The sequence below is a fragment of the Candidatus Symbiopectobacterium sp. NZEC135 genome (assembly GCF_025962695.1).
Genome location: NZ_JAGFPF010000032.1, coordinates 16,419 through 34,649 on the forward strand (window position 1 = coordinate 16,419; position 18,231 = coordinate 34,649).

The following is an 18,231-nucleotide window of genomic DNA, read 5'->3' on the forward strand; positions in this document are numbered from 1 at the left end:
GTATTTCTCCTTAAATCAGAACCCAGACGCCATCGCTGCCAACGGCCTGAACTTTTCCGGCAACCGGGCGGGCATCGGCGTTGCTGGTCTTGGCGACGGTCTGACTGTCAACGACATAGCAGTCTTTGCCGATGTCAGCCTGCGTCACTGCGTCTGCGCCATGATTGGCAAACTGCCATGCCCGGCCTCGTCGCAGCAGTGCATCCACGCCGCCATTCGCGCCCGCGTGGTTATCCACCCAGCCATCACTGACGCCGAGGGTGATTTGAGCCGCGGTGGCTGTCGCGGGAACGGCATAGCCGCCCACATTGGCGGCGATGATATGCCCGCCAAAAATCTCCGTTGCCGCCGCGACAGGAACGGGGAACAGCAGCCCGTCGCGGTGAGGCGTATTGCGATCACTCATTACCTTCTCCTTTTATGAACTTGGTGACGTCGGCCGGATCAACACCCATCATGGCGCAGATGGCGATATCCACTTCCTCGCCGTCCGGGCTGGTGTCGGTTTTGGGTTTAACGCCTGCGGGCGGCTGGCCCCCGGTCTGGGTGGTGGTCAGCGCGGCGATTTTGGGCGCTTTTTCCAGGAAGGTTTTCAGGCTGTCCGGGGAAGATTGCGCCAGGGATTCCGCCCAGGCTTTTTGTGCCGGAAGCAAACGGCCATCCGACAGCGCGGCGGTGATAAGCTCCGCACTTTGCTGCTGCGCCAGTGCCGCCACGTTGTTATTTGCGGTTTCCAGCGCCTGGGCGACAGATTGCTGCATTACCTCAACCGGCACCCATTTTGCCGGGTCGGGGTTGGCAACCTGCGTGGTGAGCGCGGCAACGTTCGCGGCATCCACCGTCAGCTTTTCAATCAGATTGAACGGGGTGGCCGACAGCGTCTGAAAGGATGCTGCTGCGGTTCCGGCGCTCGCGGAGGCCAGTTGATCAATCAGTTTGTTTAGCTCAGCGGTAATGTCTTCTGCGGTTGCTGTGATTGGCAAATTCAGCATCCAGCGCAGACGCTCCAGTAATTCGTCCATAGTGTCCTCTTGGGTTGATGATGTGACGGCCAGGAGTGAGGCAGCGGCAAGCATGACCTCATCCATGCCGTCAACAGCGGGGGTGTTGGTGAGCGCGGCGTGCAGGAGCTGCAAGACGCGGCCTGATTTGTCGTAAGAAAAAACCGGGGAAATAAAGCGGTAAGCACCTTCGGCGATCATCTTCGCGGCGCTGTCTGTCCACGTCACATCGACCGCAAACAGACCGTCACCCTCACGCCACTCCAGCGTTTTGAACCACCCGGCCGCAGGCGCAGGCAAACCATTCTTGGCCGCCCGCAGAGTCTGGTGTTCAAAGTCGATAACGAAAGGGGTTTGCTGTGCGTTAGCCGCTGTGATCAATGTCTGCGCGACCTCGGCGGTCATTATCCAGGCGGCGCATTCTGTTGGACGACCATCACGTGCCCGGAACTCACCAGCAGGGAACAACTGGATGATGCCGAGAGAGGCTTTATTGATTTCTGCCGACAGAGCGGCGACAAGCGGTTTTAGTTTCATGTCGCCAGATTACGAACGGCGGCGACAGGTGATCAGTGGAAGGGGTTCAGTGGGTAATAAAGCAGCTTGTTTTTATCTTGCCACGCCAAACGGGGTGATGACAATCGGTGTAACCCCTTTTAAACCCCGTTTAAATCGCGTTGTAAGCCCCTTAACAGTGCAAGGGGCGGTTAGCGTATGGCGTGACACCCAAAATCCGTCCTGTGGCGTTTTTATGAAAGGCAGGGGATTAACCGTCGATGACACGTTGCAGATAGTTCTGCGCGGTGTTTTCCATGCCGTCCACGTCAGACTCGGTCAGATGCAGGAACGGACGCGCGGGGATAGTGATTTTGTATTCGCCGATGGTATTCCACTGCGAAAAATTGGATTTGGACTTTTTCACGAACCGATGACCAACGCTGCCGTCTTTGTGCTGTTTGTAGTAAGCCCGCTGACTGCGGGCGGGCATATTGATGGTGCCGCCCTCCTGGTGGATACGGGCATACACCACATTGGTGCCGACGGTGGCGCTGTCGTTGTCGTGATACTCGCTAATGCTGCTGGCTAATCGCCCTGATTTTTGCAGGATTTTACCGCCCTGGCGCGTCCGGGCATAACGCGGACTCCAGCCCGCCCATGCCGGGCGACCTTGCTGGGCAAAGTTCTCCTCGACCGCGTCATGCATGGCCGCTGCCAGTTCGCGCATCAACGGCTGACGTTGTTCCAGGCGGTTAATCAGTTCGCCCAGGCCACGCTCAAAGTCGCTAATGTCATATTTGATGTCGTAGCTACCGCTCATAAATTACCCGGTGTATACTGAAAGTGCGGTGGATGGAGAGTTGTTTCCAATGGGTAACGGTTGCTGCTACGCCTTGAGCGTTTGAGCATGATCCGGTTCGAGTCCGGCGCTGTTCATCCCACCGCTTAATCAAGACTGCCCCACAGCACTTCGTTAATCCCTTTGTTTTTCAGTGATTCATCGTTCGCCAGGATTTTTCCTGTTCGTATCAGATTGGTTTTTATCCGCTCTTTTTTTCCTCCCTCTGGCGGTCGGGCCTTTAGCTCGCGATCAATGAACACAACCAGCTTGCCGGACGTATCGGGTAAATCCAGCACATAGGTTAAGGCCGCATCGGCTTTCTGCGTGTTATAGAGAATGGCTCTGGGGTTCAGGATGAACTCAGGCAGACGCTGCCAGAGCGAGGCCGGAAGTTGCGCGTCCTTGCTGTCACGTATGGCGTGCAACAGGTTCTCGTCGGTCAGCGTGATAACGGATGACTCCACGGCGACGCCTTTCTCGGAAAGCCGATCCACCACCTGCGGCGGCAGTGCGCCGACGTGCCGGAGCTGGCCGCGTGCCTGCTTGTTCAGCAGCGTGTTATTGACGAACGCGTTAACGTCGGTTGAAACGGCCTTTAACAGCATATCGTTACCCAGCGTCTGGCGAACGGCCAGCGATGCCAACTGCGGTTCGGCGACGGCAGAACGCTCAAGCAGCCGCTGACCGATGGCGGCAAGATATCCTTCGCCGGGGTTGTGACCAAAACCCGCATCCGGCGTATATAACTGGCCGTTCCACTTAATCGCACTGACCATGCGCGAGTCATTCGGCCCCCAGGCTTGTTCGACCTCGACGATTTCGCTGTGCTGGATGGTCACGCTGCGTTTATCCACGTCAGCCTGAGATAACGCGCGAACGCGGCAACGGCAATGATAACCATCAGGCGGATACATAAATTGCCAGACTGGATCATCAATCCTGGCGGTGTAACCATGTAACGCGGCATGGCTTGGGCGAATGTGGGTATCCATGATCCCCACGCGCTGCAAATAGGGACGAAAGTCAGCGTTAGCGAGCTGCTCCTCGTAACGGCCCGCGTTATACGCCGCCTGCATATTGGTTTCAAAGATGGTGCGCAGACGGCGCGGGGTAAGTTTTTTCCCTTCAAGCACACCGTCTTCGTCGGCTTTTAATCCCGTACCCAACCAGCCTTTTTGCGCCAGAACGGGAAGTAACTGCTGGTCAAACTGGCGTTGGGTGCCACCGTCATCCAGCCGCTTTTTAAAGGCTGAATTGATATCGGTCAGGATATCCTGTTTTAGGATCCCCGCGACGGTGAATGAGGTGGCATGTGCTCGGGCATCGACATCATGCCAGTTAAAACCGATCACATAACCTTTTGACTCAAAATAGCGGATCGCTTCTTCGGGTTTCAGACCAATGGCATACGCCAGATTGACGTCGCCGGGGTTAGCTGTCGGCATTCAGTCGCCCCCACACATCCGCGACAAACAGCGCTTGTTTCAGCAACTGCTGGAGCTGTGCGTCATCGAGCGTTGGATAGCTGGCCGCGATGATATCCAGCGCATCATCCGGCGTTTGCCCCTGCTGTAATGCCGTGACCAGTGGCGCAATCAGCGCCTGCATGGCCTCGTTGATCGCCTCCGGCGTTGAGCGGGCGCTGTCGAGCGCTACCTGTGCCGAGTCGCTGATCTCCTCTGGCATCGTACTGAGTGCGGCAAAGGCGCGGTACGGGGAAACGGACAACCCGGCCATCGGTGCCGGTGTCGGCGCACCTTCGAGCACCGGTTCGTCATTCTGCGGCACAGGGATACCGACTTTTTTGTGTACCCATGACAGCGGGATAGTTTTCATTCCGGCCTGGACAAGTGTAGACACGCCGGTAGAGAACGAACCGATATCCTCTAATTCACTGGTATCGAACACAAACTTGGGCAACCGGCGGCGGCTGACCTGGTAGCCGTTAATCGATAACAGCATGTGGATCATGCCCTGGAAGAAGCCGTGCAACTGCTTCGCATCGGCGACCAGAATGTCGTGGCGCACTTCGTTATGAACATTCCCCAGGGCGTTGGTTGAGGATTTGCCGTCCGCCTGGCTGGTGAGTGTTCCCCCGAGTACCGCTTTTGAGACCGTCCGTTCGCACCAGTCGATCATCGCCATAAACGGGTCGGATTGTCCGTCTGCTGCCGCTTCAAACGAAATTTCACTCCCCTGAGGGATAATACCGGCGGCATTGTGGCCGAGTGTCACCAGGGCGTGCAGCAGCGCATCTTTTTGTGCGGCAGATGAGCCTTCCATGTACTTGCCAACGCGGGCGGGCAAGCCGTAAATCTCCAGAAACTCGGCAAAATCACGCACGCTGTAATTCTTAAACAGGTACGGCCAGACTAGCACGCGGTATAACCCGGACTGCGCAACGTAGCCCGATTTGGCATTGTGGGTATGCACCAGCCAGCCGAACGGCCACAGCTCGGCACCGTTCATGCTGCCATCCGACAGGCGCACGGTGTCATCAATCTCGGGGTTGGTACAGAACCAACGGTGCGGGCGCAACGTGATCCTGCCGGGCAACCAGATATTCTCTTCAAATTCCCATTCGATTTCCTGCGCCGAGAAGCCGTGGCCGATGGCCTCTGCCGCATTGAGGATAATATCTTCAAAATTGGCAATATCATCCATCCACTCGCGGATCATCGCCGTGAGGTTTTTCTCTTCGGCTGTCGCGTTGCGTGGCGGTTCGATACTCCAGTCCAGCCCCAGCAGGGCATTTTTGCGTTTGGACATCTCTGAGAAGATATGCCCGTCCTTCTCAATCATGTCCTCAAACAAATCCGCCTGAGCGGATAAATCCCCTCGCTCTGCGGCCTCAAGGATACGCGGCAGACGACGGATCGATAGGCCGCGTGACGGATGTTCAGGAAAATGCCGGGTTATCTGTGCGACGCGCGCGGTCTGCGGGCTTTTCAGCACTTCGCTATTAAGCGGACGGCCAAACTGATCCAGAATTTGAGCCATAAACTACCAGCCTCCAGAGCCAAAACGACTGCCCCGGTCATCAGAATCAGAATGACGGGGAGCGGGGGTAAATGAAAATGCACCAAATCCAGACACGGCCAGCGCCCACAGCATATGTAAGGCATCCGGGCCGTCGTCATGGTCAGCCATCGGGAAGTGTCGCAACTGGTCAATCAATGTAGATTGGCTCGGATGTAATCGAATTAATCCGTTTGCCATATGTGGCTGCAAGGACTCGATGCGCAGCAACTTATCGCTGTTTGGTGTTACCGGACGGGCCGGAACGGGGATGCCCAATATAGCACTACGTTTTACCAGTTCTGCGCGGAGGAACTCCTGAAACTGGACTGATTCAAACGACCAGACCAAACAGCAATAGACTTTCTGAAACTCGACAATGTCGGAAATGATTTTGTCAGGAACGCGCTTACGGATAGATGCTTCCACAACATCTAGGATTCCGGTGTGGCGGTTAAAACCGCCGACCAGTATTGCGGCTGGGTCACGTTTTTTCCCATGCAACCCCAGACTGGGGTCACATGAACCAAAGAAAAGCCACTCGTTAAGCCTGTTTACCCAGAATGTAATGCAGTTAGCAAAGGGGGCATCTTCGCCGCTGACCGGGTCATTCTGGTACTCGGAATCAAAGGTACTGTGACCGTCACGGGCGCGGATCAACATCAGCGTCAGTATCGGACGGGCAGACCAGGACACCACCGCACCCTCGTCCATTTCGAGCTTGTGGCTCTGGTAAAATGCGTTCGCCATCCATTCGCCATTACTGTCGTTATTGCGCAGGATCTCTTCCCACTCGTCCCACAGCGACATGTTGACCGGCCACTGGATAACGGCTTTAAAGCGTGCCGATTTCCACAGGGGATTTTTCAGGGTGCGCGACAGGACAGAATCGTAATGCAGGATGGTGCCGATATAGATAACGTCGAACTTGGCACCCGCACCACCGAGCGGCAGGATGGTTTTTTTCAGCCAGTTATCCAGCTTGTCGCGCTGCTCCGGGCTGCGCACCTGCTCGTCGTTTTCGATATCATCCAGCACTACCAAATCAGGGCGGTACGGGCCGTGGCGCAGACCACGCAGCTTTTTACCGCTGCCCGCCACCTGCACTTTGATATCGTTGTGCGTGACAATGGTTCCGGCCTGCCAGACACGACCACCGCCTGCCACCTCGGGGAAATCCATATCGATGCGGGGGTTAAACGCCAGTTCGGCCTTGATGGCTTCCAGCATCGGATAGGCCTGATCGATGGAGTCCATCACGATGACCAGGTAATGTTTAAAGCCACAGATGATGCACCACAGCGAGAACAACTGGCTGACCAGCGTTGATTTTGCCTCGCCACGCGGCGCGGCTATGGCATCATTTTCGCCTTTGGTACTGGCGATAATCTCCGGCAAGCGCGTAAACAAGTATTTATGCAGTTCGCTTTTATCGGTGTGGCGCACATAGTGCGGGAAGTAGTGCTCAACAAAATAGTCATACCCGCTGACCGGGTCGAATACGCAGGCGCGTCGCTCAGCAATGGCCGCCGCTGACGGATCAAAGCCGACACATTCGGCCTCGATAGTCCGGCGTAGCGTTGCCGCCAGTTCTTCAAGCTCTTTGGCAAAGTCTTTGGCGGTCAGCTTGTTGGATTTACGCGCCATTTAATCCCCGCTTAATGCCGCGTTAATCTCATTGATAATGCGCGTCTCGGCCTGATAGCAGGCTTCGCCGTAGCCCGGTAGCAGAGTGTGTTTTACGCCATCGGCCCAGACGAAAACATCGCCGTAGCAGCCCCGCTCTATACGGGTTATCTGACTTGCCATTACGGCGTTTTCATTGTTAACGCGAATTAATTTGTCAGCCATAACGTTTTCCTATCTCTTCACCAAAGCCATCAAGGATGCTGACGAACGCCTCCAGGTGTTTGGGGTGACGCTCACGGATGAACGTTGACAGCAACTGGATAACCTCAAGCGCGACGGACAGCTCACTGGTTTCCGGCAGGATCTTCTTGCTGGCCGACGTTGCCTTGTTAAAAGCATCTGCCAGGCTTGCCAGCAGTTCGACGCGCTCACGCGCTGGGATACCTGCCGCGCCATTGAGCATTTCCAGCGTGGTCTGGTACTGCGTTACCAGCCCGGTTAAGACCGCGCGGCCAATATCTTCAAGACCACCGCCCGCCATCACATGAGCCGCCCGCAGCTTGTCCCAGTCATCGCCCGCGTCCTGCGCCTCTTTCTTCCAGCGCCGTGCCGTTCCGAACGCGACGCCCGATTGCGCGGAGGCAATCTCAAGGGACATCTGCCCGAAAATGTAGGCCCGCCGCAGCTTGTCGCGGATCTCCTGCGGGTGCGCCATTACAACCCCATCCGTGCTTTGATTAATAAAATCGTGGTGGTAATTAGCCCACCGGCGACACCGCCCGCGACGCCACCGGCAATAGCGCCCTGGCGAACGGCGGCGGCTTCGATGCTGTCCATGCGATGCTCAATGCGATCAAGCTGACCGGCGATCGCCGAGAGGTCAGACGCCGGAAACGTCTGAGCCTGTAGCGCCGCCAGGCGGTTTTTAATGGTGTTCAGGGTTTGGGTATCAATGCCTTCGACTACCGCACTGACGCGGCGCACACGGCGTTTTTGCCTTGCCTTCATTTATCTGCTTTCCTGTCCAGTTTGTTATCGATACGTTCAATCGTTTTTTTCAGGTCGCGTAAGGCGTCCATGACGGAATCCTGATCGCGCCGTGCATCCTCACGACGCTGGTAATCGTTTTTGATGCGCTCAACGTCGGCCCGCAGCGATTTCAGTGTCTCGCTGAGGCCGCGCACTACCAGGCCAAACAGCATTGAGATCAAGGTCATTGCGACACCGAGCGTCCATTCAGGGCTCACTTGCTGCGCTCCTTGTTGTCGTTATAAAACTTGTTGAGTTGCTCAAGCTTGCCGCGTAGCGTCAGACACCATTCGCCATAGTCGCCGCTGTGGCCGAGGAGTCCGGTTGGGGAGAGTCCGCCTCGGGTGCGGGTGGCATCGGCGGGATATAAAGCAGCTCCGCCGGGGGCTTGTCCGGTGCCGGACATTCCGACATCGGTATAGCCGAGGTTGGCGCGGTAGAGGCGCAAGCTGTCAGGGCCAATGCCGGTAAAAGCATGACCATCATTTTTAATCGCATGAGGGATGTCCTTTTTACGCTGTTCATTGGCCTGGGAAAGTTCAGCCTGGGTTTGCAGCAGTTCGGCGGCGAGTTTGTCAGCGCGGGCTCGTTGTGCCGCCGCATCCGCCTGGGCTTTCTGCAAGGCGTCGGCGTGTTGCTCGGCAGCCTGGCGCTTATCTTTCTCATAGGCCAGAATCTGTGCATCCTTCTTATCGCTGCTATCCCACAGGGTTTTAATGGTGGCCTGTAACTCGGCTTGCTGGGCGTGTTCGCCCGCGTCATGTCCGAATTTGTAGCCAAATGCGGCAACGGCGGCGAGTATCAGCAGGTGCGGCCAGTAGGCTCTAAATAGTGCTATCACAGCTACGACCTCCCCATGTCAGGTAACGCGGGGCCAGTTCATGCAGAATACGCTGCGGATAGTGGCGATTCTCGCGCCAGTTGGCCGCAGTTCGTCCGGCATTAACCGTGGCAACATGACCAAACCAGCGCTGACGGTCTAACCCTCGCTGTGCTGCCAGCGTTTGATCGCGCTGTACCCAACCCAATCCGCCGTTGTAGGCCGACAGCGTCATTGCCATACGCTCGCACTCGCTGCGAGCACTGACACGCTCCCACAACCAGCGGTCATAACGCGTTAAGGCTCGAATAGCCCAGGCAGGGTTAAAGGGTTGATTGGAGGATAATTCAGGTATGAGGCGGCTGAACCAGTCAGCCGTAGAGGGCATAAACTGCGCCAGCCCCTGAGCCCCCACAGGGGAAACGGCACGCGGGTTCCAACCGCTTTCCTGATGGAACTGCGCGGCAAAATCAGCAACCGGGGCATTAATCCCCCAGTCCAGACGCGCACTGCGGATAACATCACTGCGGTAGGCTTGTGCCGCAGCCGGTGGCTGGGCGGCGTGCGCCTGACCAAAAAAACCGCCAGCCCACAGCACACCCGCCGTAACCAGCGCATCGAATAACTTCCCCCAGAAGTTATGCCTGTCGGTACGTAGCTTACCGTGCTGCATCAGGTTTATGCCCAAAACCAGCGACGTAACCACAAGCCAGGTGATTTGCGGCCAGCCCATGATCACAACCCCATCGCCACAGCCAGGCAGACAGCGGCAACGATAATCGCGCGACGAATCAGCGCCGCTGCAAATACCCGATCACAGCCAGGCTTAACCGGATAGACGCCGGATTGCATCAAGTCAGGCGAGTGCTCCAGGTATTGCCCCGGCGTGGCCTTGGGGAACAACGAGCGGTCGAGCCAATAACCCAGCACGGCGGCCAGGGTGATAAGTGAAATCTTATAGATAACAACGGTGAGTTGCTGCGGCGAGACCAGGGCGATAAGCACCAATAGCAGCACCGCCATGAACTGCCAGCCCAGCAGCCGTTTAAGGCGGGAGAGACCAAAGATTTTATTGTTGAAAATGTTCATGAAACCACCTCGTATATGTGAGGTGGTCAGTATTGAATTACGCGGGGCGGTGAGTCAGTGGAAGGGGTTCAGTGGTAAGGTTGTTATTACTTGTTCATTTTTTGTAAGATGCCGAAAACCAGTGACCAAACGTCCTTATTTTCTGTCGGATGGACATTTTTACAGTCAATTGATTCATTGCTGTAATCGTTATTATCGATTTTGTCCGTATTGGTAAGCAAGATTACTTTGCGCCACGCACAAGCATGAACAGGGCTTTTTGGGAAAAAATCAACATCACCTTTTGCCCCCCATCCGTTGCTGTAGTTAAAGGCTAAATTTCGCTGAGTTTGATAGTCACCAGTTAATGCCTTGTTTACCGTTTCCAACTGGCTCATATCGTTAGCTGACGCAGTGAAACCAATGCACATTAGAAGTATAAAAAGTGATTTTCTCATCATTTTTCTCAAAAAAGACTTTGTTGTGAGTGTGTTACCGCCGTTTTACTTTCCCGCACCAGTTCCCACGCGAACCGGTCAGAAAAACCATATTTGGGACAAAGCACTGTCATCGCCATCAGGCCAGAACTGCCACCATCACGTAACGCAGCAAACTCAGACAGAAAGCGTTCGTTACGCAACGCTCTCAGGGCGCGGTCACAGCGTGGCAGATAGAGGATTTCCCCCCCAAAGTTTTTGACCAGCAACGCTGCCTTGTCTTTGCCAATCGTTTCTCGTAACAGCTCTGCACGCTGTGCACCTAACGCTTTCATCCCCTTGCCAATCGGGAACGTCGTACCGCCGAATTTCTCCAAAAGCTGGGCGGTTGCCGGAAAGCCGATGAGGTCGGCTATTTGCAGGACTACATCGGGCAGCAGCCCGGCAACGCGTTCCAGTTCCATGATTAACCCTCGGTTTTGTCTCGACGTTTGGCGTCGATGATCAACGCCTGCATGAGTTTGGTCAATTGCTGTATATCCAGCCAGTCAACATATCGTACACCAAACATATGCTGTGCCATAGTCTCGGCATACTGCCACGGGCGCTTAGCATCAGCCAGCAGCGCCTCAATCTTGTTGAGTACGGTTTTTTTGCTGGCGGGAACGCTCGGCTTGCGACCGTGCTTTTTCGCCTTGCGTGGGTAGCCCTGCTGGTGCATATACTCCTTAACCTGCTCCAGTTCGGCGACAGTACATAGGGTGGATGAGGGCTTGCCCGTCAGTCGGGCCAGCACGCTGCGGTAGGTCACATCATCCCACCCGAGCGCGGCTTGACCCGCTTTAATCGCACCAATCATACGGCGTTGCTGAATATTCATGGCTGTTGCTCCCCACACTCATCACTTAATTGCGCGTGACCGGTCACACCCGTTAGATTCAAACGCCGAAAATCACGCGTAAACCAACATGCCGCTTCACCTTTGAACAAGCCATCACAGCCCGCAGGCAACGCTGCATGACAACGCGGGCAAACGCCCAGGGTTGCTTCCTGCCGCGCCAGGCGTTCGTTATCGCAAAGTATCAGTAGAGAAACATAATCCGTCTTACTGTAAGGTTCACGGCCCGGATTACGGCGTTTGCAGTTCTCTTCCAGCACCTGCAATTCCCGGTCGGATAACATCAACTCTAGTCTGTGCTGCCCGAACTTATTCACCTGTCGGGCACGTTGGCGGCGCTTACGCGCCGCGGCCTGCTGTTTCTTGTTAAGGTTGGTCATTGGCGTTTCTCCGCGCAAACCTGATACCCATCCTTGTCCATTCTTGGCGTAATGCCTGAACCGCCCGCGCTGAGGTACTGGCAGCCGGTGGCAGCATCGGTATACGTCACCAGCCCGGAACGGGATGCACCATCGGTATCATCTGCGGTCAGTCCCGTTTTAAACAACAGCCATGACGCCAGCGTAAAAAACAGGATTGCTATGGCTGTGTACCGGGCAACTTTGCGCACAGCTTTGCGGCCTGACATCACAAGACCGCCCATGATAGACATGCCCACGTCAGTCATGGCTTTCTCGCTCAGCCCGTCGATATGAATATTATGCTTCACTGCTTACCTCCTTCTCACGCAACCAGATAAGCCCTTCAACCTTCTTAAACTGGCGTACCAGACTGGTAGAATTCGTAAACAAGGGAATACGATAAGACAGTGATTCATGGAGCTTCGGGAAATGCTTTCGGGCAGAGCGCTTACCCAATGATTTCTCAATATCGGCCACACGCTTAGCGGAGTAATAGCGCTTTTTCTTTTCGCACCAAAAAAGCCTGGTTATCGGGTTGTAAGCCTCGCTATCTTCCTGTCCCCACCCAATAGCCATCTTTCCATCGAAATACACAGCCAGAAAGGTGCGGCTCTCGCCATAACGTTCACGCGAGATTGTTATCACCGTATTTTGATACTGGAATCTCACCAGACAAAAGTAACCTTGCAATTTTTCGGTGATCTGCGCCCACTGCGCTTTAGTGATGGATTTACCACTGGTAGCAGGCGTTGACGGGCGGCGCTCACGCGCCGCTGTTTGCTGTTGGGTAGCATTAGTCATTCTGTCAGCGCCTCCAACCGTTGCTCCATTTCGGGAGAAATCCGTGTAGCCAGCCCTAAGCGCAAAAACCAGTCAGAGAGTTTAAACAGTGCCCCCGCTGGGGTTTCCATATCTGGAAAGCCATCCAGCGTAATAGCAACCTGCCAACGGCCACAGTGCGCATTCAGCGTGACATCCTGCTCCAGAGTCTGGCCCTCCAGCGAGTGATGAAGGGTTAGCGAGAGGGTTTCAGTGTCACCATCAAGCTCATATCGATTGATGAAACAGCCCACGACCTGATTGCCAACATGACAGAGTGCCTGCTGGTCAAGTTCGCCAACTTTCGGGCGCAGCTCCAGCAGTTCGTCGCGGCAATTAGCCAGCAAATTGAGCCACCGGTCACCCAGGTCAAGATTATTGGCAATAAAATCATCCAGCAGATGCAAATTAGCGCGAACATTACTCATGACAATCTCCACAATTTTTTATGGCGCTCAATGGCCTGTTTCATTTCCCGTTGAATTGACGACTTATAAACGCGATTACCGCGTGCATCGTAAAACTCAAAGCGGGATTTTCCCGGCAATGCCGGTCGCTCTTTTACCTGGGTTCCATTATTCAGGCGGTAAATACGTCTTGCGCCGTTATCCAGGTATTCACAACTGTTCACCATTGCCATATCACACCCCGCGCACTGCACAGTGGCTACACAGATCGCTTTCAACCCAAAAACACCCGGATGCACACGCATGACTGAATGTGCAGCCACATATGCGGCAGGACTGTGAAGGGTCAGGAGAAATCACAAACTGACCTTTTTCATTAAGGGAGACGGGCTTTACCTGCGTAATAACCAGCTTTTGCAAATCACCAAATAGTTTTTTGCCTACACTATTTACCGCTACAGCAGGGTTATAAGTGCATGACGCTGTTTTCCCGTTTGCTCTCGCAAAATAAACACCGCTGGTATATCGAACGGAAACATTGACTGAAACAGACATTATTTAGCCCTCCCGCCTGATGAGAGCGTAATACCATCACGTATCGCTTTACGAGATCCGCACCATTTCAGCCAGGCTTCCAAAGCCTCGATGGCGGCATCACCATCAGGAGCCTCCGGTACACCAGGAACCAGCCATTTACCTTTGCTAGCACCTTTACCATGCCGGGCGAGCACATCGAGAAATGCACACAGGGCATATTCAGGCCCTGTGGCAATCTGAATAACGCCGGAACCATCAGGACTATCAGCAGGGAGTTCATCGCCAGTTTCAATCAGCCCACTGGCCCAGCACCACGCAACCTTCGGCGTTAAGTTGTAATAGCTTTTGCAGCCACAACGCGGGCAGGTTGAGTTATATGTAATGAAATCTTTAGCCTTGGGATCGAGCACGTCTATACGTTCAGATTTAAGGTGGTTATTTCTGCAACGCGTGCATTTAACCTGAATATCATTTTTAGTTTTGGTCACTGACATTTTCAGTTCTCCCGATTTAGGCGTAAGCCAGCCCCTGCGGGTTTACGCCATGTTTAAAGATGTTTTAATTGCGCTTTAAATCAGATTGCAGGTTTTAACGTATTAATTTTGACGAAATAAGGCTCCAGATTAATTTCAACAATAGCGCCACAATCAAAGTCGCGGGCAATCCCCACCGTTTTAACCATGCGAGAGCCACGTAAAGCGGGGTAGGAATGATGAAACGCCGCCCCGACTTTATACTTCTTATTAAACTCAATGGCGTTCACGTCACACCCCCGCAATATCCAGCGAAATAGGTCGATATTGGTCAGAGTCACCAATACGCTCATAAACGCGGATATAGGAACGGCTGCCGACAACCTGCACCGCTTCACCAATCGCATCCATTGCCCGTTTCCAGCGTTCGTCAGCAATCTCCAGACGGCGCAGTGCCAGTACCGCCCCTGTGTTAACCTCACCCGCTTTTTCAGATTGAAAAGCTCTGTTGATAATGGCGTGCACCTCGGGCCGTGCCCCTTCGACCCAATCCGCCAAGCACTCATCAATCAACGCTTTTGCGGCTTGCAGTCGTTCATCAAAATCAATACGGTCTTGCATGGCTCGCTGGATTTTGTAGCGCCCATCGTAGCTATATAGCGTCACATTGCCTTTCTTACCCCCCAGGCTAACGCCATATTCATCACCTGATAGCGCAACAAACGCGGCGATATCGGCAAAGCCTGTTAGTTTAAACTCAGCCAGTGCCTTATTAACGGTCAGAGCACGACCTATCAAATCCGCGACTAACTCATCGCGTGAGATATCAATTGGCTTGATAAGGTGCTCTGGCGTTAAAACGCCTTTGGCGTCAACCCAATACCCCGCTGGGGCAGTGGTTTCAGTGAATTGCTTATTTTTAATGGACATTAACTTTCCCCTTTTTGGCAGATTGGATCGCTTTTAAAACCTTTTCATTTACGTGACCAGCCAGTCCCGCACCGACTGCTATTGCTATCGTTTTAGCCAGGCTACTATCGCCGTTCTCTGGCTCTATCTGACATTGCACATCAATGCCACGCGCTTTATCAGCAATCGTAATTACCACTTTTGCCATTGCGTTTATCTCCATATCACATGTATGCCGCGCCATACCGTCATTTTGACGTTGCACTGCACACCATTGCGGGTTTCGGTTATATCAACCGCGCCCTTTTCCCAGGATACAAAGGGGCGATCAACAACGATGACCGGGCGACGGAATTTAGCGTGATATTCCACAACGTTAATTCCAGAGCGCATCAGTCGATTAATGGGTTTCATTAATTCGGGGTTATGAATCGGTAACTGGCACATAGCATTACCTCGTTAATTAATCAGCATTGCGGCAAACTGGCGGACAGTCTCAATATTCACGGGCCGGTCATTGATGTGGCTGGTACGGACTACACCGCGCAGTAATTTAAATAAGCGACGTGCATTGCCCTTGCTCTCTTTATAAAGAACCGCACCTATTTCAGTGGTAAATGCCTCTGGTATCAGGTTTCCCGCGATAACGTCGGTGTCATCCTGTGGTAAGGAATTGCCGATATTCAGGGCAAAGCCGACGCGGCTGTATAACTGCACGAACTCGCCGCGCTTACCTTTGAGGTTCAGAATCAACCTGGGCATTCCGGCCAGAACGATGCCGATCCCGCTCTTGTCATGGATGCGTCGCAGTACCTCCAGTGCGCGATGCGGCAATAACTCTCCCTCATCAATCATCAGCAGATAGCCCGAGTCACGCAGCTTGTTGACACATAACTCAAACAGTTCATGCATGTTGCCGCGTGTGGACAGATTGAGTCGGTTACAAATCTCTTCAAGCAGAACGCGTGCGGTATAGCTGGGGTCAGCTTCAATGAGGAGCGCCGTTGAGTTATCCGCCGCATACGCTTTCAGCGCCATTGTTTTACCCAGTCCAGCCTCGCCATAAATCACATTGATTTCGGCATCAACGTGCGCCAGACGGATAATTTCCAGCGCTTTACGTGATGTGGAGGTGGACACGAAACGCGCCTCAATGCGTTTTAATTTGTCCTTTTCACGCATACGCTCAATAAAATCAGTTACAACCTGGTTGACGCCGTCAACATCACCGTTATATTTACCTTGCAGGTACTGATTGATTACCGCAGGGCTTTTCCCGATGGCTCGCGCCACCTGAGATTGTGTTAATCCCTTGCGCTCCATCAGTTCGACTAACTGCTCTTTAATCGTCATTTAAGTTCTCCAGTCTCTAAGGCCGTCTGGTTGCCGTCAGACGGCTTTATTTTTCTGGCGCAAATAGTCTTCGCGCTCAGATTCAAATAAAAACAGCGGTTCCCGGTCATCATTAAGTTGAGCCATATCCCCTTGCAGCAACGCGCCAAAATCGGGCGACTGCTCGATAGTGCGAACAGGGTGAAGCTCGGCGTCGATTTCCTCTGCTTTCTTGTTAACAAGCGCCATACGGCGGCTGTGGCGGTCTTTGCGAACCTTCTCGATGTAATCAACAGGGAATGCCGCACGCGTGTTGCCGTTGACAATGGCAGTGCAGACAAAGGAGCCATCCAACCGACGAACGGTGACGCTTGAGGCGTCGTGAATATCGAACGCAACGAGAACCTCTTCGCCATCGACCTGGATCAACGCTTCGGCAAAATACTGGTTGTTGAAAATGGACAGCCAGCCGCGCTGCGCGATGCGCTTGACCTGCGGGCGGAACATTTCGCGCAATTCGGCTTCGGATAAACGGTCTATTTCAGCGTCGGCCAGCAGCTCGGCGCGGTATTCGGCGGGGGTGTAATGTCCACCTGCGGCGCGTAGGGGTAACTCGCTATGCCGGTGTTGCGTGTTGTATGCGGTGATTTCATCTTCAATCGCATCAATTAACTGGCTCCAGCTTGGCAGTTTGGCTATCGCAGATTTCTGTACCGCGTTTAATGCTTTGTTCTGATTCAACGCATTCATTGCAGAATCAATCGCACGGCTGGTGATACGTGCGGTTTCTTTGTCTGCTGACCTGCCGTTGTAGGTGGCAAACTTACGGGCAATGCGGGCGGGGATCTCCTTGTTCAGACGTTCGATGATCCCTCGTGCCTGCGGGTTCCCCGGAATACCGGTGGGGTGCTCGATGCCAAGGCGCGGCAGAATACCGGTGATATCAGCATCCAGCAGTTTGCCCGTTTCACCCGCCCCGTTATCGGAGTAGTAAAGCAACGGTACGCCGTGATGTTCGATACCGTGGCGCAGAGCATCAGCGACTGCCAGCGTGTTTTCGGCCAGCGCAAGACTCCAGCCCACCACGTAGCGGGTGCGGCCATCGATAACCAGTGTCAGTTCAGGCGTAAACGGGCGCCCGTGGTCGGGGTGAGCGACCTTCATTTTCATACTGTGGCCATCACCGATCCAGACGCCATTAACAGGCATCACAGACCAGTCACGCTTAACATAGGTTTGCAGGGCGGTCATGGCTGAACCCGTGACACGGCCTCGTTGGCGTACAATTTTTGGCATTTTGTCCATCACTCGGTAAACGGCATGTATAGAGGGGATGGCATCACGCATTGCAGGCTGATCTGCATAGTGATGCATCCATTCGGCGCAAAAATCTTTATAGGCTTCTGCAACAGTGGGGCCGTTGGGGCTGCGGTAATGCGCCATAAACATAGGCACCCAGGCGACTTGCTCCGGTTGTTTGGCCTTTTTATGACCAGGAGCTAAAAGCGCCAGACGCTCCGAACTGTTCCTTGCTCGCAGATAGTCAATAACCCATTGATTCAGAGCGCGAACGCTAACGCCAACGCGCTGGCCCTTACGGGCATTAGCGAGATCAACGTACTTTTGCAGGTGTTCAGGTAAGTCACAGGTGCGTGACCGGTCACAGATAAAATTAATCGCCTTAATGCGCGACAGGCCGGTATCTTCCAGACGCAGCACTTCGACGGCCAGCACCATGCGGGCGTCGGCGATATCGCGTTGTTTCTGCGTCAGTTCGGCGGTTTTCTGGTCGAGCACAGCCGGACATTGACGCACGATTTCAAGCAACTGGCTGGATGATGCAGTGGTTTTGGTTACTGCTGGAGCCTTGACGGGCTGCTGTTGCAGCAGAGTGTTGTAGTAATACTCGCGTATTTTATTTTGAATATCTGACGGCATTGAATCTAATGCATACTCATAACCGCCGCCTTGCCCTGAGCGTGGTCGAGAACTCCAACCTTCCGTTTTTGCTCGAACTGAAACTCCGGGGCGAGTACCAGGAAGACCAGGTAAACGCATAAAAGCTATTTCTTGAGCTGTATAATGTGATTTCAGGTTAATCCCACTCATATTCG

28 protein-coding genes are annotated in these 18,231 nt (G+C 54.0%); all 28 read right to left on the reverse strand.

The features are described from left to right. Positions 1–10: 10 nt before the first annotated feature. The gene (locus tag J5224_RS15510; protein ID WP_264626227.1) at positions 11–406 is read right to left on the reverse strand and encodes a hypothetical protein; all 396 of its coding nucleotides are present in this window, start codon (positions 404–406) and stop codon (positions 11–13) included. Beyond that, on the reverse strand, positions 399–1,538 hold the full coding sequence (locus tag J5224_RS15515) for a phage protease (protein WP_264626228.1): 1,140 nt from the start codon (positions 1,536–1,538) through the stop codon (positions 399–401). Before J5224_RS15515 ends, J5224_RS15510 begins: the two co-directional genes overlap by 8 nt. 229 nt (positions 1,539–1,767) lie before the next feature. Further along, positions 1,768–2,319: a phage virion morphogenesis protein gene (locus J5224_RS15520; protein WP_264626229.1), complete on the reverse strand. Its 552-nt coding sequence runs from the start codon at positions 2,317–2,319 to the stop codon at positions 1,768–1,770. A gap of 125 nt (positions 2,320–2,444) precedes the next feature. Then, positions 2,445–3,785: a phage minor head protein gene (locus J5224_RS15525; RefSeq protein WP_264626230.1), complete on the reverse strand. Its 1,341-nt coding sequence runs from the start codon at positions 3,783–3,785 to the stop codon at positions 2,445–2,447. Beyond that, positions 3,772–5,340, reverse strand: a complete 1,569-nt coding sequence (locus J5224_RS15530; protein WP_264626231.1) for a DUF935 domain-containing protein — start codon at positions 5,338–5,340, stop codon at positions 3,772–3,774. The genes J5224_RS15525 and J5224_RS15530 overlap by 14 nt, the downstream gene beginning before the upstream one ends. 3 nt (positions 5,341–5,343) lie before the next feature. Continuing rightward, positions 5,344–7,005 (reverse strand): phage terminase large subunit, encoded by a 1,662-nt coding sequence (gene terL, locus J5224_RS15535; RefSeq protein ID WP_264626232.1) that lies wholly within the window; start codon positions 7,003–7,005, stop codon positions 5,344–5,346. Beyond that, complete coding sequence (locus J5224_RS15540) at positions 7,006–7,209, reverse strand: hypothetical protein (RefSeq protein WP_264626233.1); 204 nt, start codon at positions 7,207–7,209, stop codon at positions 7,006–7,008. Next, on the reverse strand, positions 7,202–7,702 hold the full coding sequence (locus J5224_RS15545; protein ID WP_264626234.1) for a DUF1804 family protein: 501 nt from the start codon (positions 7,700–7,702) through the stop codon (positions 7,202–7,204). The genes J5224_RS15540 and J5224_RS15545 overlap by 8 nt, the downstream gene beginning before the upstream one ends. Continuing rightward, positions 7,702–7,995 (reverse strand): hypothetical protein, encoded by a 294-nt coding sequence (locus J5224_RS15550; RefSeq protein WP_264496469.1) that lies wholly within the window; start codon positions 7,993–7,995, stop codon positions 7,702–7,704. Before J5224_RS15550 ends, J5224_RS15545 begins: the two co-directional genes overlap by 1 nt. Beyond that, positions 7,992–8,234 carry a hypothetical protein gene (locus J5224_RS15555; RefSeq protein ID WP_264496468.1) on the reverse strand — a complete coding sequence of 81 codons (243 nt, stop codon included), beginning with the start codon at positions 8,232–8,234 and terminating at the stop codon, positions 7,992–7,994. Before J5224_RS15555 ends, J5224_RS15550 begins: the two co-directional genes overlap by 4 nt. Next, the gene (locus tag J5224_RS15560) at positions 8,231–8,857 is read right to left on the reverse strand and encodes a hypothetical protein (protein WP_264626235.1); all 627 of its coding nucleotides are present in this window, start codon (positions 8,855–8,857) and stop codon (positions 8,231–8,233) included. The genes J5224_RS15555 and J5224_RS15560 overlap by 4 nt, the downstream gene beginning before the upstream one ends. Beyond that, complete coding sequence (locus J5224_RS15565) at positions 8,841–9,569, reverse strand: transglycosylase SLT domain-containing protein (RefSeq protein WP_264626236.1); 729 nt, start codon at positions 9,567–9,569, stop codon at positions 8,841–8,843. The genes J5224_RS15560 and J5224_RS15565 overlap by 17 nt, the downstream gene beginning before the upstream one ends. 2 nt (positions 9,570–9,571) lie before the next feature. Next, entirely contained in the window at positions 9,572–9,925 is a 354-nt protein-coding gene (locus tag J5224_RS15570; protein ID WP_413544682.1) for a putative holin, read from the reverse strand. A gap of 86 nt (positions 9,926–10,011) precedes the next feature. After that, positions 10,012–10,302: a hypothetical protein gene (locus tag J5224_RS15575; protein ID WP_264626237.1), complete on the reverse strand. Its 291-nt coding sequence runs from the start codon at positions 10,300–10,302 to the stop codon at positions 10,012–10,014. Positions 10,303–10,370: 68 nt separating this feature from the next. Further along, entirely contained in the window at positions 10,371–10,805 is a 435-nt protein-coding gene (locus J5224_RS15580; protein ID WP_264626238.1) for a Mor transcription activator family protein, read from the reverse strand. A 2-nt stretch (positions 10,806–10,807) separates the two neighbouring features. Beyond that, positions 10,808–11,221 carry a gp16 family protein gene (locus J5224_RS15585; RefSeq protein ID WP_264626239.1) on the reverse strand — a complete coding sequence of 138 codons (414 nt, stop codon included), beginning with the start codon at positions 11,219–11,221 and terminating at the stop codon, positions 10,808–10,810. After that, positions 11,218–11,619: a hypothetical protein gene (locus J5224_RS15590; protein WP_264626240.1), complete on the reverse strand. Its 402-nt coding sequence runs from the start codon at positions 11,617–11,619 to the stop codon at positions 11,218–11,220. Before J5224_RS15590 ends, J5224_RS15585 begins: the two co-directional genes overlap by 4 nt. Continuing rightward, positions 11,616–11,948, reverse strand: a complete 333-nt coding sequence (locus J5224_RS15595; RefSeq protein ID WP_264626241.1) for a hypothetical protein — start codon at positions 11,946–11,948, stop codon at positions 11,616–11,618. Before J5224_RS15595 ends, J5224_RS15590 begins: the two co-directional genes overlap by 4 nt. Then, a complete protein-coding gene (locus J5224_RS15600; RefSeq protein WP_264626242.1) occupies positions 11,938–12,441 on the reverse strand; it encodes a hypothetical protein in 504 nt (167 codons plus the stop codon). Before J5224_RS15600 ends, J5224_RS15595 begins: the two co-directional genes overlap by 11 nt. Beyond that, entirely contained in the window at positions 12,438–12,887 is a 450-nt protein-coding gene (locus J5224_RS15605) for a hypothetical protein (RefSeq protein WP_264626243.1), read from the reverse strand. Before J5224_RS15605 ends, J5224_RS15600 begins: the two co-directional genes overlap by 4 nt. Then, a complete protein-coding gene (locus J5224_RS15610; protein WP_264626244.1) occupies positions 12,884–13,099 on the reverse strand; it encodes a hypothetical protein in 216 nt (71 codons plus the stop codon). The genes J5224_RS15605 and J5224_RS15610 overlap by 4 nt, the downstream gene beginning before the upstream one ends. Positions 13,100–13,420: 321 nt before the next feature. Further along, a complete protein-coding gene (locus J5224_RS15615) occupies positions 13,421–13,897 on the reverse strand; it encodes a hypothetical protein (RefSeq protein ID WP_264626245.1) in 477 nt (158 codons plus the stop codon). 80 nt (positions 13,898–13,977) lie between these two features. Beyond that, a complete protein-coding gene (locus J5224_RS15620; protein WP_264626246.1) occupies positions 13,978–14,166 on the reverse strand; it encodes a hypothetical protein in 189 nt (62 codons plus the stop codon). A 1-nt stretch (position 14,167) separates the two neighbouring features. Then, positions 14,168–14,806, reverse strand: coding sequence for a DUF3164 family protein (locus J5224_RS15625; RefSeq protein WP_264626247.1), 639 nt, complete (start codon positions 14,804–14,806; stop codon positions 14,168–14,170). Continuing rightward, entirely contained in the window at positions 14,796–14,993 is a 198-nt protein-coding gene (locus tag J5224_RS15630; protein WP_264626248.1) for a hypothetical protein, read from the reverse strand. Before J5224_RS15630 ends, J5224_RS15625 begins: the two co-directional genes overlap by 11 nt. Positions 14,994–14,998: 5 nt before the next feature. After that, the gene (locus J5224_RS15635; protein WP_264626249.1) at positions 14,999–15,232 is read right to left on the reverse strand and encodes a hypothetical protein; all 234 of its coding nucleotides are present in this window, start codon (positions 15,230–15,232) and stop codon (positions 14,999–15,001) included. Positions 15,233–15,244: 12 nt separating this feature from the next. Then, complete coding sequence (locus J5224_RS15640) at positions 15,245–16,138, reverse strand: AAA family ATPase (protein WP_264626250.1); 894 nt, start codon at positions 16,136–16,138, stop codon at positions 15,245–15,247. Positions 16,139–16,174: 36 nt separating this feature from the next. After that, complete coding sequence (locus J5224_RS15645; RefSeq protein WP_264626251.1) at positions 16,175–18,226, reverse strand: Mu transposase C-terminal domain-containing protein; 2,052 nt, start codon at positions 18,224–18,226, stop codon at positions 16,175–16,177. Positions 18,227–18,231: the final 5 nt, after the last annotated feature.

Bases quoted from the DNA above. Each gene is read 5' to 3' on its own strand.
- J5224_RS15520 (WP_264626229.1), bottom strand. From the start codon at position 2,319: ATGAGCGGTAGCTACGACATCAAATATGACATTAGCGACTTTGAGCGT.
- J5224_RS15590 (WP_264626240.1), bottom strand. From the start codon at position 11,619: ATGACCAACCTTAACAAGAAACAGCAGGCCGCGGCGCGTAAGCGCCGC.
- J5224_RS15585 (WP_264626239.1), bottom strand. From the start codon at position 11,221: ATGAATATTCAGCAACGCCGTATGATTGGTGCGATTAAAGCGGGTCAA.
- J5224_RS15550 (WP_264496469.1), bottom strand. From the start codon at position 7,995: ATGAAGGCAAGGCAAAAACGCCGTGTGCGCCGCGTCAGTGCGGTAGTC.
- J5224_RS15630 (WP_264626248.1), bottom strand. From the start codon at position 14,993: ATGGCAAAAGTGGTAATTACGATTGCTGATAAAGCGCGTGGCATTGAT.
- J5224_RS15510 (WP_264626227.1), bottom strand. From the start codon at position 406: ATGAGTGATCGCAATACGCCTCACCGCGACGGGCTGCTGTTCCCCGTT.
- J5224_RS15625 (WP_264626247.1), bottom strand. From the start codon at position 14,806: ATGTCCATTAAAAATAAGCAATTCACTGAAACCACTGCCCCAGCGGGG.
- J5224_RS15610 (WP_264626244.1), bottom strand. From the start codon at position 13,099: ATGGCAATGGTGAACAGTTGTGAATACCTGGATAACGGCGCAAGACGT.
- terL (WP_264626232.1), bottom strand. From the start codon at position 7,005: ATGGCGCGTAAATCCAACAAGCTGACCGCCAAAGACTTTGCCAAAGAG.
- J5224_RS15575 (WP_264626237.1), bottom strand. From the start codon at position 10,302: ATGAGCCAGTTGGAAACGGTAAACAAGGCATTAACTGGTGACTATCAA.
- J5224_RS15540 (WP_264626233.1), bottom strand. From the start codon at position 7,209: ATGGCTGACAAATTAATTCGCGTTAACAATGAAAACGCCGTAATGGCA.
- J5224_RS15525 (WP_264626230.1), bottom strand. From the start codon at position 3,785: ATGCCGACAGCTAACCCCGGCGACGTCAATCTGGCGTATGCCATTGGT.
- J5224_RS15570 (WP_413544682.1), bottom strand. From the start codon at position 9,925: ATGAACATTTTCAACAATAAAATCTTTGGTCTCTCCCGCCTTAAACGG.
- J5224_RS15545 (WP_264626234.1), bottom strand. From the start codon at position 7,702: ATGGCGCACCCGCAGGAGATCCGCGACAAGCTGCGGCGGGCCTACATT.
- J5224_RS15600 (WP_264626242.1), bottom strand. From the start codon at position 12,441: ATGACTAATGCTACCCAACAGCAAACAGCGGCGCGTGAGCGCCGCCCG.
- J5224_RS15515 (WP_264626228.1), bottom strand. From the start codon at position 1,538: ATGAAACTAAAACCGCTTGTCGCCGCTCTGTCGGCAGAAATCAATAAA.
- J5224_RS15565 (WP_264626236.1), bottom strand. From the start codon at position 9,569: ATGGGCTGGCCGCAAATCACCTGGCTTGTGGTTACGTCGCTGGTTTTG.
- J5224_RS15580 (WP_264626238.1), bottom strand. From the start codon at position 10,805: ATGGAACTGGAACGCGTTGCCGGGCTGCTGCCCGATGTAGTCCTGCAA.
- J5224_RS15605 (WP_264626243.1), bottom strand. From the start codon at position 12,887: ATGAGTAATGTTCGCGCTAATTTGCATCTGCTGGATGATTTTATTGCC.
- J5224_RS15640 (WP_264626250.1), bottom strand. From the start codon at position 16,138: ATGACGATTAAAGAGCAGTTAGTCGAACTGATGGAGCGCAAGGGATTA.
- J5224_RS15615 (WP_264626245.1), bottom strand. From the start codon at position 13,897: ATGTCAGTGACCAAAACTAAAAATGATATTCAGGTTAAATGCACGCGT.
- J5224_RS15645 (WP_264626251.1), bottom strand. From the start codon at position 18,226: ATGAGTGGGATTAACCTGAAATCACATTATACAGCTCAAGAAATAGCT.
- J5224_RS15635 (WP_264626249.1), bottom strand. From the start codon at position 15,232: ATGTGCCAGTTACCGATTCATAACCCCGAATTAATGAAACCCATTAAT.
- J5224_RS15530 (WP_264626231.1), bottom strand. From the start codon at position 5,340: ATGGCTCAAATTCTGGATCAGTTTGGCCGTCCGCTTAATAGCGAAGTG.